The following is a 15093-nucleotide window of genomic DNA, read 5'->3' as shown; positions in this document are numbered from 1 at the left end:
TGATCAATCGCCCCGCCGCCGAACAAGTTGGCTTGTTCGGCATGACAAACGGCAGCTTGATCGAGAATGTTGGCTTGCGAGACGTCTCGGTCAAAGGAAGCTTCTCCACCGGAGGCTTGATCGGCCGGAGCACCAACGGCAGCATCTTGCGGAACTCCTATGTCACCGGGGACATCAACGGAAGCTACTACGTAGGCGGACTCGTCGGTTGGAATGATTGGAGTACCGTCCAGGACGTCTACGCGCTGACCCATGTATCCGGAGACACGGCGATCGGCGGACTGATCGGGGTCAACAATTTCGGTACTGTGCGAAACGCTTACGCGATTGCGACCACATCCGCGCGCCGCGCGGAGAGCGAAACGGTGGGAGTGCCCCTGGATGGAACCTATTCAGGCATATTCGGCGGGAGTTCGGCAGACGTCACCAATCCTTTTACCTTCATTGACGCAGGTTGGGATTTTAGCGGTGTCTGGGGGAAGTCGAGAGTTGGAGAAAACAACGGCAACATGATGCTGCGCTCGTTCGGCGGCACATTCTACGACAATTATGTCCGGCTATCCGGCGATACGACCAAGACCTATGGCGACGCCAACCCCTCCATATCCGGCATCGTGCTCGACGGCGTCGGGACCGGCAACGTATCTCTGGCCTGGGGGAGCGCGGTCACGACGCGGACCAGCGCGGGGTCTTACGCGTATGCGGCACCCAACGTGCTGAACGTATCCAGCAGCAGCGGAGCCACCTGGCTCGACTACGGCAGCGGCACGCTCATCGTCAACAAGGCGCCGCTGACCATCGCCGCCAACGACGCGTCCAGGATCTACGATGGCACGCGCTTTGGCGGTGGCAACGGGATCACGTACTCCGGATTTGTGAACGGTGAGGATGCGTCGGTTCTGTCGGGAACCGTGGTGTATGGCGGAAGCGCACAGGGTGCTCGTAATGCCGGACATTACAGCATTGGCGCATCGGGACTTTCGGCACAGAACTACGCGATCACCTGGGCCGACGGCACGTTGACGATCAATCGCGCGACGATATCCGCGATCACCGGCATCACCGCGCTCAACAAGAGCTTCGACGGCACGACGATGGCGACCCTCGACACCTCGGCGGCAAAGTTCGTCGGCATGATTGCGGGCGACGTCGTGACGGTAGCGACATCGATCGGTAACTTCACGGATCCTATGGTCGGCCGGAACAAGGCGGTCGACATCACCGGCCTGACGCTTGGCGGGGCCGATGGAGGCAACTACATTCTCGGCAACACGACGGCTACGGCGACGGCCGACATCACGATGAGGTCGGATGTCATCACATGCTCGTCCTATGGGGCCGGCGGTAGCGGGATCTGTGGCACAATGGCGCCCAATCCCGCGCTGGATGTCGGACGAAATGCTGCGGTCCCGCTTGAGATTGTGGCGTCCGTCTCCGGCGCGGATCGGGCCGCGGGCCTGATCACGTTCAGGACTGCACGATGCCAGGACGGCGGCAACGGCGGACAACCCTGCCGAACGCAGGACGCAGCTCATTGAAGCGAGGTGGACGAGAGCGCGAATGTCCGCATGTGTGTCATGCAAGCGTGCCCTCAGGTGGCGCTGCGCGCGGTAGCGCCATGCCCTCGTCCCTCGCGATCGCGTCACGCTCGGCTGGGGCAGCGCGGCTGCGACCGCGCTGAGCGCGGGCAGCTACCACATGCGACGTTCGAAGGTGAGTCCTCGAAACTCACGCGCAGCAACTCCGGCAAGGGCATCCTGCGTTACGAGTGGTGAGACCAAAGCAAAACGGGCACGCCTCCCTGCGAAGGCATGCCCGCTTGTATCTCTATCCGTGCGACGCGCGTGCGCTCAGTGCACGCTCACCGCTTGCAGCTCGTTGCTCCAGGCGTTGGCGATCGCGGCTTCGCGGCTGTCGGTCAACATGATCGGCGTGCCGTCGGCGGCATGGAGCGCGAACAGCTTCAGGCCCGGCGCAATTTTCGGAGCCTCGGGAAACAGCCCAGGCACATCCTCGGAGCGGATCTGCTTCACATAGGCGATATGGCCTTCGCCGAGGGTTGCCAGCGTCTCCGGAGAGACATTCTTGGCTTCGTATTCGAACGCAACGTGACCTTCACTCATGGTCTCGACTCCTTCACAGAAACTAAGCGGTCGAGTCCGCTACTCGTTCCATTATTCGTGCTCATTGATAGCGATTGTCTTAACGATCCTCTCCGGTTCAGGCCGGGCAAGATCGATCGACAACAGCCCGTTCTTCAGATCCGCACCCAGCACCAGCATCCCCTCCGCCAGCACGAAGGTGCGCTGGAAGTGGCGCGCGGCGATGCCGCGATGGATGTATTGCCGGGCCTTGTCGTCCTGCTGCCGCCCGCGGATCACGAGCTGGTTTTCCTCAATGGTTACATCGAGTTGATCGCGGGTGAATCCAGCGACCGCCAGCGTGATGCGCAACCGCTCGGGCTGGCCGTCCGATCCGCTGCACCGCTCGATATTGTAGGGAGGGTAACCGTCGGCGCCTTTGACGACCCGATCGAGCACGCGCTCGATCTCGTCGAAGCCCAGAAGGAACGGACTGGATAACGTGGGAACACGGGACATAGTTTACAAAGTCCTCTCGAAGCGACTTTGGCATTTCAGGGCCCTGAACGGCGCCCCTTGGTCAGCAATATGGTCATATCCCCGTGTGGGTTCAAGGAGCTAGCCGGGGGCCTGTGGATTGGCGATCTGCCCGCCGTCGCCCGAAATGCCTCTGGATCGTCATGGCGGGACAAGCCCGGGCATGACGAATCTGACGGGCGATTTATCTCAATGAAATCAAACCCCGTTCTACTGTGCATGGGGTTGTTTTTGCGTTTTTTGTCGGCGGGCCCGGCGGAACCGGTCAGGCCTCGAGCCGCGTCCGCCCGTCGCCGCTGAACAGGTGCAGTTTCGCCCGTACCGCCGCGACGCGGATCTTCGCGCCGATGGCGGGGGCCTCGGTTCCGGGAATGCGGACGATGACCTCGCCGGGCGGCAGCTCGCCGGGCGTGGCGGAGACGCGCTGGTCCTCCTGCTCGCGGGAACCGTAGACGAAGGTCTCGGCGCCGACGCGCTCGATCGCTTCCACGGTCAGCGGAAGTGCGACACCGCCGGCCGGGGTCTGGTCGGTGATGACGAAGTCCTCCGGGCGGATGCCGAGGATGCCGGCCTCGGCTGCACCACCGCCGCCCAGCTGCGATTTGATTTCATCGGCGCGCGTCGACATCAGATTCATCGGCGGCGCGCCGATGAAGGAGGCGACGAAGGTCGTCGCCGGCCTCTCGTAGATGGCGAGCGGATTGCCGATCTGCTCGACCTGGCCGCCGTTCATCACCACGAGGATGTCGGCGAGCGTCATCGCCTCGAGCTGGTCGTGGGTGACATAGATCGACGTCGTGTTCAGCCGACGCTGCAATTTGCGGATCTCGACGCGCATCGCGATGCGCAGTTTCGCATCCAGATTCGACAGCGGTTCGTCGAACAGGAACACTTTTGGCTGGCGCACGATGGCGCGGCCCATCGCGACGCGCTGGCGCTGGCCGCCGGAGAGCTGGCGCGGTTTGCGCTCCAGCATCGGTGTGAGCTCGAGCACGCGCGCGGCTTCGTCGACGCGGGTCTTGACCTCGGCCTCCGCCATGCCGCGGTTGCGCAGGCCGTAGGCCATGTTGTTGAAGACGCTCATATGCGGATAGAGCGCGTAGTTCTGGAACACCATCGCGATGTCGCGGTCGGCGGGTTCGATCTGGTTGACGACCCGGCCGCCGATGTCGATCTCGCCGCCGGTCACCGTCTCCAGCCCCGCGACCATGCGAAGCAATGTCGACTTGCCGCAGCCGCTTGGGCCGACCAGCACGCAGAACTGCCCGTCGCCGACATCGACGTCGACGCCCTTGATGGCCTCGAAGCCGCCGGGATAGGTCTTGCGGACGTTGCGCAGGGTGACGTTAGCCATGAAAACTCACTTCTAAAAACCTACTTCTCAGTCTCGACCAGTCCGCGCACGAACAATTTCTGCATGGCGACGACGACGAACACCGGCGGCAGCATGGCGAGCACGGCGGTCGCCATCACGATCGGCCATTCAGTCAGCGCGTCGGTGGTGGTGATCATCTTGCGGATGCCGACCTGGATGGTTTGCATGTCGTCGCGGGTGGTGATCAGCAGCGGCCAGAGATATTGATTCCAGCCGAGGATGAACAGGATCACGAACAGCGCCGCCATGTTCGTGCGCGACAGCGGCAGCAGCGTATCCCAGAAGAACCGCAAGGGGCCGGCGCCGTCGATGCGCGAGGCCTCCAGCAGTTCGTCCGGCACGGTCATGAAGAACTGGCGGAACAGCAGCGTCGCGGTGGCCGACGCGATCAGCGGCAGCGACAGGCCGGCATAGCTGTCGAGCATGTGCAGATCGGCGACGATCTTGTAGGTCGGATAGATGCGGACCTCGACCGGCAGCATCAACGTGATGAAGATGATCCAGAAGATCGCCATCCGGAATGGAAAGCGGAAATACACGATCGCATAGGCCGAGATGATCGAGATCGCGATCTTGCCGATCGCGATCGCCAGCGCCATCACCAGCGAGTTCAGCATCATGTTGCCGACCGGCTCGCGGGTCGAGCCGCTCGTGCCGACGAAGATGGTCTGGTAGTAGACCTCGAAGAAATGGCCGCCCGGCAGCAGCGACATCTGCCCGTTCGCGATCAGCGCGTTGTCCTGGGTCGAGGCGACGATTGCGATGTAGACCGGGAATGCGACGATCGCGATCCCGATCCAGAGAATGGCGTGGGCGACGTAGCGTCGAAAGCCCTCTTCCTCGACCATCAGTAGGTCACCTTGCGTTCGACGAAGCGGAACTGGATTCCCGTCAGCACGATGACCATGACCATCAGGATCACCGACTGCGCCGCGGAGCTGCCGAGATTGCCGCCGAGCAGGCCGTCGGAATAGACCTTGTAGACCAGCGTGACCGTCGATGTTCCGGGACCGCCGCGGGTCATGGTGTCGATGATGCCGAAGGTGTCGAAGAAGGCGTAGACGATGTTGACGACCAGCAGGAAGAAGATGGTCGGCGACAGCAGCRGGAAGGTCACGGTCCAGAACCGCCGCATCGGGCGCGCGCCGTCGATCGCGGCGGCCTCGAGCACGCTCTTCGGGATGGCTTGCAGGCCGGCGAGGAAGAACAGGAAATTATAGGAGATCTGCTTCCACGCCGCGGCGAGGATGATCAGTGCAGCCGCCTGGTTGCCGTCGAGCAGCGGATTCCAGTCGACGCCCAGGCCGCGCAGATAGCGCGACAGCACGCCGAGCGAGGGATGCAGCATGAAGATCCAGAGCACGCCGACGACGGGCGGCGCGACCGCATAGGGCCAGATCAGCAGCGTGCGGTAGAGCATCGAGCCGCGCAGTGGCTTGTCCGCCATCACGGCGAGCAGCAGCGCGAACGACAGCGACGACACGGCGATCGCAAACGAGAAGAAGAAGGTCCGGACGATCGCCTCGAAATAGGCGGGGTCCTTGAACAGCTCGATGTAATTCTCGAACCAGACAAAGGTGCTCGACAGACCAAAGGCATCCTGGAGCAGGAAGGACTGGATCACCGCCTGCAGGGCAGGCCAGTAAAAGAAAATCAGGACGATCGCGAGCTGCGGCGCAACCAGCGCGTAGGGCAATAGCTTCGATTGAAAAATGGCTTGCTTTTGCATGATGGGCGGCGCCGGCAGGCCGTGTGGTCTGCCGGCGCCTTCGCCTTATTTTACGGCGGTCTTTTCGAACTGCCGCAGCATCGTGTTGCCGCGCTCGACGGCGGCGTCGAGCGCCTGCTTGGCGGTCTTCTTGCCGGCCAGCGCCTGCTCGATCTCTTCCGACCAGACGTCACGGAGCTGAACCATGTTGCCGAGGCGCAGGCCACGCGAGTTCTCGGTCGGCTCCTTGTTGGTCAGCTCCAGCAGCGGGGTCTCGAGATAGGGCTGGTCCTTGTAGAAGCCCTCTTCCTTCGCCTTGGCATAGGCCGCCTTGGTGATCGGCAGATAGCCCGAGGCCTTGTGGATATAGACCTGGCGATCGGTGTCCGAGAGGAAGGTCAGGAACTTCGCGACGCCCTTGTATTCGTCGGCCGACTTGCCGCCCATCACCCACAGCGAGGCGCCGCCGATGATCGAGTTCTGCGGCGCGCCCTTGGCGTCCGGATAATACGGCATCGGCACGGCGGTGAAGTTGAACTTGGCCTGCGCCTTGACGTTGCCGAAGAACGCCGACGAGGTCAGGTAGATCGGGCATTCGCCCGACGTGAAGCGGCCTTCGCCGGTGTTGGTGCGGCCGGCATAGTCATAGACCTTGGTCTTCTGGAGCTCGACCAGGTTTTCGAGATGCTTGACCTGGAGCGGTCCGTTGAACTCCAGCACGGTGTCGAAGCCGTCGAGGCCGTTGGCCTTGCTGGCCAGCGGCACGTTGTGCCAGGCGGAGAGCTGCTCGAGATTGACCCAGGTGATCCAGGAGCCGGAGAAGCCGCAGGTGTCGTGACCGGCCGCCTTCAGCTTCTTGCCGGCCTCGAACACTTCAGGCCAGGTCTTCGGAATCTCGACATTGGCCTTCTTGAGCTCGTCGAGATTGACCCACATCACGGTCGAGGACGAGTTGAAGGGGAACGACAGCATCTCGCCCTTCGAGGTCGAATAGTAGCCGGTGATGGCGGGCAGGTAGATCTTGGGATCGAACTTCTCGCCGGCGTCGGCCATCAGCTTGTAGACCGGCTTCACGGCGCCGGTCGCAGCCATCATGGTCGCGGTGCCGACTTCGAACACCTGCATGATGTGCGGCGCGTTGCCGGCGCGGAACGCCGCGATGCCGGCGTTCATCGTGTCGGGATAGTTGCCCTTGTAGGTCGGGATCACCTTGTAGTCGGCCTGCGACGCGTTGAAGTCGGTGGCGAGCTTGACGATGACGTCGTTGTTGGCGCCGGTCATCGCGTGCCACCACTGGATTTCAGTCACGGCCAAGGCCGGCGACGCGCCCAAGCCAACCATGGCTGCAACAGCGGCAGCCGCTCCAAAGTGTCGAAGAGCCATCAAGTAAACCTCCCTTGGGCCGTCAATAAAGAAGCGCTTGCGCTAGCAGCGCCATATGACGTTCACATGACTGTGTATGCGGCCGAAACGAAAGCGGCAAGCGCTGGAAAAGGGAAGCCGTCAATTAGGCGAAGGCGGAGCGTGCGGCCGCATCCGTTCGCGGTGCACATGCGTGCCCGCGCCGCAGTGCGGCATCGCTAGAGTGAGGTTGACGCTCGGCCCGCGGGCTCGAAAACCTCTCCCGCTTGCGGGAGAGGTCGGCGCGTAGCGCCGGGTGAGGGTTCTATCCTCTGGGGGAATCTCACTGCGGAGGCACCCTCTCCCCAGCCCTCCCCCGCAAGCGGGGGAGGGAGCGCACCTGCGCTGCCGCTCGATTACGTCTGATCGCCTAGCGCTTGCGCTCGGGCCCGCAGACCACGCCCTTCTCGACCATCGCGTCGATCTCGGCCTTGGAATATCCGAACTCGCCCAGCACCTCCTGGGAGTGCTGGCTGAATTTCGGCGGCAGGCGGCGCAGGCTCGGCTTGCTGCGATCGAGCCGGATCGGCGAGGCGACGCCCTTGTACCAATCCTTCTCGATAATATCGCCGCGGTGGATCGTGTGCGGATTGGTCAACGCCTGGTCGATCTTCTGCACCGGGCCGGCGGGCAGGCCGGCGGCGAGCAGGCGATTGCACAGCGGCTCGGCCTCGTGCTGGCTGAACACGGCGGCGAGCTCGGCGCGCAGTGCCTCGCGATTGGCGATGCGATCCTTGTTGCGGGCGAAGCGCGGGTCGGTGCCGAGCTCGGGCTTGCCGATCTCCTTGGCGAGCTTGCGGAAGGTGCCGTCATTGCCGACGCCGATGAAGATGTTGTCGGTCCTGGTCGGGAAGATCGCGTAAGGCACGAGGTTGGGGTGCTCGTTGCCGGTGAGGCCGGGCGGCTTGCCATGCATGAAATAGTTCGCGGTGTGCGGATGCATGATGGCGAGGCCGGTCTCGTACAGCGTCGTCTCCAGGAACTGGCCCTTGCCCGAGCGCTGCCGCTCCGACAGCGCCATCAGGATGCCGATCGCCGCATAGAGCCCGGTGGTGATGTCGACCAGTGGCACGCCGATCCGCATTGGGCCGCTCTCGGGCGAGCCGGTCGCCGCGATCATGCCGGTCATGGCCTGGATGATGGCGTCGTAGCCGGGATTGCCGCCGCGCGGACCGTCGGCGCCGAAGCCGCAGATCCGGCAATGCACCAGGCGCGGGAATTTCTTGCTCAGCACGTCGTTGCCGATGCCCCACTTCTCCAGCGTGCCCGGCTTGAAATTCTCGATCAGGACGTCGGCCGTCTCCAGCATCTTGAGCAGCACGACACGGCCGCCCTCGGAGGCGAGGTCGAGGCCGATCGAGCGCTTGTTGCGGTTGATGCCGACGAAATAGGCCGCGTCCTCCTCGTGGAAGGGAGGGCCCCAGTCGCGCACCTCGTCGCCCGCCGGCGGCTCGACCTTGATCACGTCGGCGCCGTGGTCGGCGAGAATCTGGGTGCAGTAGGGACCACCGAGCACGCGCGTGAGATCGATGACGCGCAGTCCGCTCATTGCGCCCAAAACGGCTTCAGAACCCGCGGCTTCAGAACTCATGCCTTCGCTTCCCCTGTGTCGATCATAGATCACAGGCCTAGCGAGGTTCGCCCAAGCCAGCAATGGCCCCGGGCGTGGGGCCGCATGCACGGTCGCGGGGCAATCCCGCGGCGTGGCAAATCAACGGGAATGGCCGGCCCAAGGGGGATCTTGGGCCAGCCGATCCGCTCTTCCGATCAGACGACCGTCAGGCGAACGTCGACATTGCCGCGGGTGGCGTTGGAATAGGGGCACACCTGGTGGGCCTTCTCGACCAGGGCCTCGGCTTCGGCGCGGGCAAGGCCCGGCAGCGAGACGGCGAGATCGATGTCGAGGCCGAATCCGCCGGCCGAGCGCGGGCCGATGCCGACCGTCGAGGTCACCGAGGCGTCAGCCGGGACCTTCGGTCCGCCCTGCGAGGCCACGAACTTCATCGCGCCGATGAAGCAGGCGGCATAGCCGGCCGCAAACAGCTGTTCGGGATTGTTGCCGGCGCCGCCGCCGCCGCCGAGCTCCTTCGGCGTGGTGAGCTTGACGTCGAGCGCGCCGTCGAGCGTTGCCGCATGGCCGTCGCGGCCGCCGGTGGCCTTGGCACTGGTCTTGTAGAGGACGTTCACGGACATTTTCGTCTCCTCGGGTCTTCCGGTTGGGGTGCCGCCTGTATCGCAAGCAATTAGATTGCGCGCAATTGAATTTTGCATGCCTCACATTTAATTGTTCGCAATTGAATGTACGGCCGCCCGGTCCCAGAATGACGTAAACCGTATGAGATTCTCGATGCCCCGAAAACTATCGGCTCTCGACCCGCAGCGCCTCGACAACCAGATCTGCTTCGCGGTCTATTCGGCCGCGCATGCCTTCAACCGCGTCTACAAGCCGCTGCTCGACCGGCTCGGCCTGACCTATCCGCAATATCTGGTGATGCTGGTGCTGTGGGAGTGCGACGACGTCCCGCTCAAGGACATCGGCGAGAAGCTGTTCCTGGATTCCGGCACGCTGACGCCGCTCTTGAAGCGGCTCGAGGCCGCCCATCTGGTCAAGCGCACGCGCTCGAGCGAGGACGAGCGTCAGGTGCTGATCGCGTTGACCCCGCAGGGCCACGCGCTGAAGGAGAAGGCGCGCAGCGTTCCGCAGTCGATCCTGGCAGCGTCGGACTGCTCGGTATCGGAACTGGTGACGATGAAGGACGAGATCGTCGCGCTGCGAGACCGGCTCAATGCGGTGATCGGGGGATAGGGGTTAGAGCCGCTTCTTGGCGAAGGCGCGACCGGACGCTGACTTCAGGTATTTCTCGAATGCCACGGCCTGCTTCTCGTTGCTGAACGCGACGTAAGTCTTGAGACGCCAAGGCCCATACTTCGAGGTGTGGGGTACCTCGCCAGCATTGTGCTTTGTCAGTCGGGCGCGCAGGTCGTCGGTGATCCCGACGTAGAAGTGGAGCGAATCAAGGCTTTCAAGGATGTAGACGTACTTCACAGCACACTCCCCAGTAGTCGAGGGAGAGCTTACATCCGGTTTCGATCTGCTGACGCCCGGCTTCGCCCTTCGGGCTACGCCGCGGCAGCCTTCGCTAGCTTCGCTACGATGGAGCGGAGCTGGCTTGCCGAGMCGTAGCTGGCGAAGCCAGCGAAGGCTGGTGGAGCCAGGCGGGATCGAACCGCCGACCTCTTGCATGCCATGCAAGCGCTCTCCCAGCTGAGCTATGGCCCCTTAACCGTCCGACGCGCCGTGGGCAGCGCGTCGGGAAAGACCCAGAACCACAGTTCTGGAATTATCTCAAGTCTCTTCATCGCCTCCGACATCACCAATGATGTCGGTCACGTCCTCATCGCCCTCTTCTTCGTCGGCAATGAAGGTCGAATCGTCGTCATCGTCGTCATCGAGGGTCTCGTCGACCTCGATATCGTCCTCCGATTCGGGGACGACGGCCTTCACCTTGCCGGTGTTCTCTTCGGCATCGGCCTCCTCGAGCGAGACCAATTCTTCGGCCTCAGCCGGCTCCGGCGTGGTGTCGGCGGCCGCAGTGTGCCGGGGTTCGGCGCTGCGGGTCGCGCGGGCCGGCGCCACCGGCGCAATCGGCACCACCTCGCCGGTATACGGCGAGATCACCGGATTCTTGTTGAGGTCATAGAACTTCTTGCCCGTAGTCGGGCAAATGCGTTTGGTTCCGAGTTCGGACTTGGCCACGGCGGAGGAATCCTGGGAATGTCTGAAAAGCGGTGTTTCACTTGGCTAGTTGGCGGCCCGCTGTCAATAGCGCATTACGGGAGAAAGACATGCCCGTGACGGGCCGCAGACCATGTGGTACCTGCGCCCCAACCCTTTCGAGGGCCGATCCAAGGACACAATCTTGACCCATTCCGACCAACCGAGGCCGCTTCAGGCTCGCGCCAGCGGTCCCCTGACCGGGAAAGTGCGGGTGCCCGGGGACAAGTCGATCTCCCATCGCGCGCTCATCCTGGGCGCGCTGGCGGTCGGCGAGACCCGGATTTCGGGCCTGCTGGAGGGCGAGGACGTCCTCAATACCGCCAGATCCATGCAGGCGCTGGGTGCCAGCGTCGAGCGCATCGCCGATTTCGCCTGGTCGGTGCGTGGCGTCGGGGTGGCCGGCTTTGCGGAGCCCAGGGCGCCGCTGGATTTCGGCAACTCCGGCACCGGCTGCCGGCTGGTCATGGGCGCGGTCGCGGGCTGCCCGATTTCGGCGGTGTTCGATGGTGACGCATCGCTGCGCAGCCGTCCGATGCGSCGCATCCTGGACCCCCTCGAAAAGATGGGCGCGAAGGTGGTTTCCGGCGGTGAGGGCGGTCGTCTGCCGCTGACCGTCCAGGGCGCGCGCGATCCGCTGCCGATCACCTACAAAACCCCGGTCGCATCGGCGCAGATCAAATCGGCCGTGCTGCTGGCGGGCCTGGCGGCGCCAGGCACCACGACCGTCATCGAGACCGAGGCCAGCCGCGACCACACCGAGCTGATGCTGAAGCATTTCGGTGCCGACATCACCTCGACGCAGGAAGGGCGGCACGGCCGCCGCATTGCGCTCGCCGGGCAACCGGAGCTGCGCGGCGCCACGGTGGTGGTGCCCGCCGATCCCTCCTCGGCGGCGTTTCCGATCGTCGCGGCGCTGATCGTCGAGGGTTCCGATGTCGTGCTGTCCGACGTCATGACCAATCCGCTGCGGACCGGCCTGTTCACCACGCTGCGCGAAATGGGCGCTGCCATCGAGGAAAGCGAAGTTCGCGGCGATGCCGGCGAGCCGATGGCGCAGCTGCGCGTGCGCGCCTCGAAACTGCGCGGCGTCGAGGTGCCGCCGGAGCGCGCGCCCTCGATGATCGACGAATATCTGGTGCTGGCGGTGGCGGCGTCCTTTGCCGAGGGCACCACGATCATGCGCGGCCTGCAGGAGCTGCGCGTCAAGGAATCCGACCGGCTCGAAGCCACCGCCGACATGCTGCGCGTCAACGGCGTCAAGGTCGAGGTCGCCGGCGACGATCTGATCGTCGAAGGCCGCGGTCACGTCCCGGGCGGCGGCCTCGTCGCCACCCACATGGATCACCGCATCGCGATGTCCGCGCTGGTGATGGGCTGCGCGTCCGATCAGCCCGTGACCGTTGACGACACCGCCTTCATCGCCACCAGCTTTCCGGATTTCATTCCGATGATGCGTTCGCTCGGGGCCGAGTTTTCATGATCATCGCCATCGATGGACCCGCGGCCTCGGGCAAGGGCACGCTCGGCAAGCGCCTCGCCCACCATTACGGCTATCGTCACCTCGATACCGGCGTGATCTATCGCGCGGTGGCCTACGCCCTGATGCAGTCCGGCCATGATCTCCGGGACGAAGCGGCGGCGGTCGCTGCGGCCCTGGAACTCGATCCCGAAAAGTTCGGCAATCCCGCCCTGAAGACCCAGAAGGTCGGCGAGGGCGCCTCCATCGTCTCGGCGATTCCCAGGGTTCGCGAGGCCCTGGTCAATTTCCAGCGGCAATTCGCCGCTGATCCGCCGGGTGCCGTGCTCGACGGCCGCGACATTGGAACCGTGATCTGCCCCCATGCCGATGTGAAGATTTTCGTCGTCGCCGACCCCAGGGTCCGCGCCCATCGCCGGACCATGGAAGCGAAAGCGCGGGGCGAGGAGGCGGACGAGGCGGCCGTGCTCGCCGACATCATCCAGCGCGACGAGCGCGACAAGAACCGCCCGATCGCGCCGCTGAAACCTGCCCCCGATGCTTACTTGCTAGATAACTCCCAACTGGATATAGAAGGCGGCGTCCGGGCCGCCATCGACATTATCGAGGCCGTCCGAGCGGGCCGGTCGCGGGGTTAAGCCGCAGCCGTCATTGGAGGAAGTGCCCGCTCCCGCTCTTTGAGGTCGATACCCCCGGTCCCTGTTTTGGGGCCGGCGCGATCCAGGCTCCGGACAAGGATTTCCACGTCTCGAACGCGCGGGCCTCAGCCGGCCCGCTTCCGCTGTTCCGGTGCCAGCCGGGGCAACGAGCGGTCGCTCGAAGGTCTTGCGGACCTTCCGACACTGCGCGCCCGAGACGCCCATGAACCCAACGGCCGGCAAGACATCCGCAACTGGAGAACAAATGGCTTCGATTTCCGCTGATACCTATAGCCCCTCGCGCGATGATTTCGCCGCGATGCTCGACGAGTCCTTCGCTGGTGGCAACCTGCAGGAAAGCTCCGTCGTCAAGGGCAAGGTGGTTGCAATTGAAAAGGACATGGCCGTCATCGACGTCGGCCTGAAGACCGAGGGCCGCGTCKCACTGCGCGAATTTTCCGGCCCCGGCCGTGACAGCGAACTCAAGGTCGGCGACGAGGTGGAAGTGTTCCTCGATCGCATCGAGAACGCGCTCGGCGAAGCCGTGCTGTCGCGCGACAAGGCGCGCCGCGAAGAGAGCTGGGGCAAGCTCGAGAAGGCGTTCCAGAACAACGAGAAGGTCAACGGCGTCATCTTCAACCAGGTCAAGGGCGGCTTCACTGTCGACCTCGACGGTGCCGTGGCCTTCCTGCCGCGCTCGCAGGTCGACATCCGTCCGATCCGCGACGTTGCGCCGCTGATGAACAACTCGCAGCCGTTCCAGATCCTCAAGATGGACCGCCGCCGCGGCAACATCGTGGTGTCGCGCCGCACGGTTCTCGAAGAGACCCGCGCCGAGCAGCGTCAGGAGCTGGTGCAGAACCTCGAAGAGGGTCAGGTCATCGACGGCGTGGTCAAGAACATCACCGATTACGGTGCGTTCGTTGATCTCGGCGGCATCGACGGCCTGCTGCACGTCACCGACATCGCGTGGCGCCGCGTCAACCACCCGACCGAGGTGCTCTCGATCGGCCAGACCGTGAAGGTCAAGATCATCAAGATCAACCACGAGACGCACCGCATCTCGCTGGGCATGAAGCAGCTGCTGGATGATCCGTGGCAGGGCATCGAAGCCAAGTACCCGCTGGGTGCCCGCTTCACCGGCCGCGTCACCAACATCACCGACTACGGCGCGTTCGTCGAGCTCGAGCCGGGCATCGAAGGCCTGATCCACGTCTCCGAGATGTCGTGGACCAAGAAGAACATGCACCCCGGCAAGATCGTGTCGACCTCGCAGGAAGTCGAAGTGCAGGTGCTGGAAGTCGATTCCGTCAAGCGCCGCATCTCGCTCGGCCTCAAGCAGACCATGCGCAACCCGTGGGAGGTCTTCGTCGAAGGCCATCCGACCGGTTCGACGGTCGAGGGCGAGGTCAAGAACAAGACCGAGTTCGGTCTGTTCCTGGGTCTCGAGGGCGACGTCGACGGCATGGTCCATCTCTCCGACCTCGACTGGAAGCTTCCGGGCGAGCAGGTGATCGACAACTACAAGAAGGGCGACGTGGTGAAAGCCGTGGTGCTCGATGTGGACGTCGAGAAGGAGCGCATCTCGCTCGGCATCAAGCAGCTCGAAGGCGACCCGTTCGCCRAGCCGGGCGATGTCAAGAAGGGCGCGGTCGTGACCTGCGAAGTGCTCGAAGTGAAGGAGAGCGGCATCGAGGTGAAGATCACCGGTACCGACTTCTCGACCTTCATCAAGCGCTCGGAGCTCGCCCGTGACCGCAACGACCAGCGCGCCGAACGCTTTGCCGTCGGCGAGAAGGTCGATGCCCGCGTGATCCAGTTCGACAAGAAGGCCCGCAAGGTCCAGGTGTCGATCAAGGCGCTCGAAGTCGCCGAAGAGAAGGAAGCCATCGCGCAGTACGGCTCCTCCGATTCGGGGGCGACGCTCGGCGACATCCTCGGCACCGCGCTCAAGAACCGCGGCGACAACAAGTAAGCGAAACGTCCGTTTCGCAAGCATCAAAGCCCCGGCGCGAGCCGGGGCTTTTTTGTTGGACCCGTGGCCCGGATGGAGCGCAGCGAAATCCGGGGCCCTGCCACGATCGAAACTGGTCCCGGA

General features: G+C 63.9%; 15 protein-coding genes and 1 tRNA gene. 5 read left to right on the top strand and 11 right to left on the bottom strand.

From position 1 onward, the window contains the following. On the top strand, positions 1-1538 hold a 1538-nt coding region (locus tag ACXJL8_RS14055), incomplete at its 5' end, for a YDG domain-containing protein (protein ID WP_456685123.1). A gap of 312 nt (positions 1539-1850) precedes the next feature. Here ACXJL8_RS14055 and ACXJL8_RS14050 read toward each other — a convergent pair. The 8 genes from ACXJL8_RS14050 to ACXJL8_RS14015 form a co-directional block, all read right to left on the bottom strand. Then, the gene (locus ACXJL8_RS14050) at positions 1851-2123 is read right to left on the bottom strand and encodes a BQ00720 family protein (RefSeq protein ID WP_007598581.1); all 273 of its coding nucleotides are present in this window, start codon (positions 2121-2123) and stop codon (positions 1851-1853) included. A gap of 51 nt (positions 2124-2174) precedes the next feature. Further along, the gene (locus tag ACXJL8_RS14045) at positions 2175-2600 is read right to left on the bottom strand and encodes an Hsp20 family protein (RefSeq protein ID WP_195801383.1); all 426 of its coding nucleotides are present in this window, start codon (positions 2598-2600) and stop codon (positions 2175-2177) included. A gap of 283 nt (positions 2601-2883) precedes the next feature. After that, on the bottom strand, positions 2884-3972 hold the full coding sequence (locus ACXJL8_RS14040; RefSeq protein WP_456618563.1) for a sn-glycerol-3-phosphate import ATP-binding protein UgpC: 1089 nt from the start codon (positions 3970-3972) through the stop codon (positions 2884-2886). A gap of 20 nt (positions 3973-3992) precedes the next feature. Next, positions 3993-4841, bottom strand: a complete 849-nt coding sequence (gene ugpE / locus ACXJL8_RS14035) for a sn-glycerol-3-phosphate ABC transporter permease UgpE (RefSeq protein WP_456618562.1) — start codon at positions 4839-4841, stop codon at positions 3993-3995. Further along, entirely contained in the window at positions 4841-5722 is an 882-nt protein-coding gene (gene ugpA, locus ACXJL8_RS14030; RefSeq protein ID WP_456685122.1) for a sn-glycerol-3-phosphate ABC transporter permease UgpA, read from the bottom strand. Before ugpA ends, ugpE begins: the two co-directional genes overlap by 1 nt. Positions 5723-5767: 45 nt before the next feature. Then, the gene (gene ugpB / locus ACXJL8_RS14025) at positions 5768-7084 is read right to left on the bottom strand and encodes a sn-glycerol-3-phosphate ABC transporter substrate-binding protein UgpB (RefSeq protein WP_456618560.1); all 1317 of its coding nucleotides are present in this window, start codon (positions 7082-7084) and stop codon (positions 5768-5770) included. Between the two features lie 388 nt (positions 7085-7472). Beyond that, on the bottom strand, positions 7473-8693 hold the full coding sequence (locus tag ACXJL8_RS14020; RefSeq protein ID WP_456618559.1) for a CaiB/BaiF CoA transferase family protein: 1221 nt from the start codon (positions 8691-8693) through the stop codon (positions 7473-7475). Positions 8694-8869: 176 nt separating this feature from the next. Continuing rightward, positions 8870-9295 carry an organic hydroperoxide resistance protein gene (locus ACXJL8_RS14015; RefSeq protein WP_014490914.1) on the bottom strand — a complete coding sequence of 142 codons (426 nt, stop codon included), beginning with the start codon at positions 9293-9295 and terminating at the stop codon, positions 8870-8872. 154 nt (positions 9296-9449) lie between these two features. Between ACXJL8_RS14015 and ACXJL8_RS14010 the strand changes: the two genes are divergently transcribed. After that, positions 9450-9908, top strand: coding sequence for a MarR family winged helix-turn-helix transcriptional regulator (locus ACXJL8_RS14010; protein ID WP_456618558.1), 459 nt, complete (start codon positions 9450-9452; stop codon positions 9906-9908). A gap of 3 nt (positions 9909-9911) precedes the next feature. Here the strand turns inward: ACXJL8_RS14010 and ACXJL8_RS14005 are convergent, their stop codons facing one another. The 3 genes from ACXJL8_RS14005 to ACXJL8_RS13995 form a co-directional block, all read right to left on the bottom strand. Beyond that, positions 9912-10148: a GIY-YIG nuclease family protein gene (locus ACXJL8_RS14005; protein ID WP_456618557.1), complete on the bottom strand. Its 237-nt coding sequence runs from the start codon at positions 10146-10148 to the stop codon at positions 9912-9914. 158 nt (positions 10149-10306) lie between these two features. After that, positions 10307-10382 (bottom strand) — tRNA-Ala (locus tag ACXJL8_RS14000). A gap of 66 nt (positions 10383-10448) precedes the next feature. Beyond that, positions 10449-10859: a TIGR02300 family protein gene (locus ACXJL8_RS13995; protein ID WP_456685121.1), complete on the bottom strand. Its 411-nt coding sequence runs from the start codon at positions 10857-10859 to the stop codon at positions 10449-10451. 163 nt (positions 10860-11022) lie between these two features. Here ACXJL8_RS13995 and aroA point away from each other — a divergent pair, with 163 nt between their 5' ends. The 3 genes from aroA (at position 11023) to rpsA (ending at position 14970) form a co-directional block, all read left to right on the top strand. Next, positions 11023-12360 (top strand): 3-phosphoshikimate 1-carboxyvinyltransferase, encoded by a 1338-nt coding sequence (gene aroA / locus ACXJL8_RS13990; RefSeq protein WP_456618555.1) that lies wholly within the window; start codon positions 11023-11025, stop codon positions 12358-12360. Continuing rightward, positions 12357-12995 (top strand): (d)CMP kinase, encoded by a 639-nt coding sequence (cmk, locus tag ACXJL8_RS13985; RefSeq protein ID WP_456618554.1) that lies wholly within the window; start codon positions 12357-12359, stop codon positions 12993-12995. Before aroA ends, cmk begins: the two co-directional genes overlap by 4 nt. A gap of 265 nt (positions 12996-13260) precedes the next feature. After that, positions 13261-14970, top strand: a complete 1710-nt coding sequence (gene rpsA, locus ACXJL8_RS13980) for a 30S ribosomal protein S1 (RefSeq protein WP_456685120.1) — start codon at positions 13261-13263, stop codon at positions 14968-14970. The last annotated feature ends 123 nt before the right edge of the window (positions 14971-15093 follow it).

This window comes from Bradyrhizobium sp. P5_C11_2 (genome assembly GCF_054049755.1).
The sequence above is the reverse complement of the archived record's forward strand: the minus strand, read 5'-3'. Positions and strand labels throughout refer to the sequence as shown.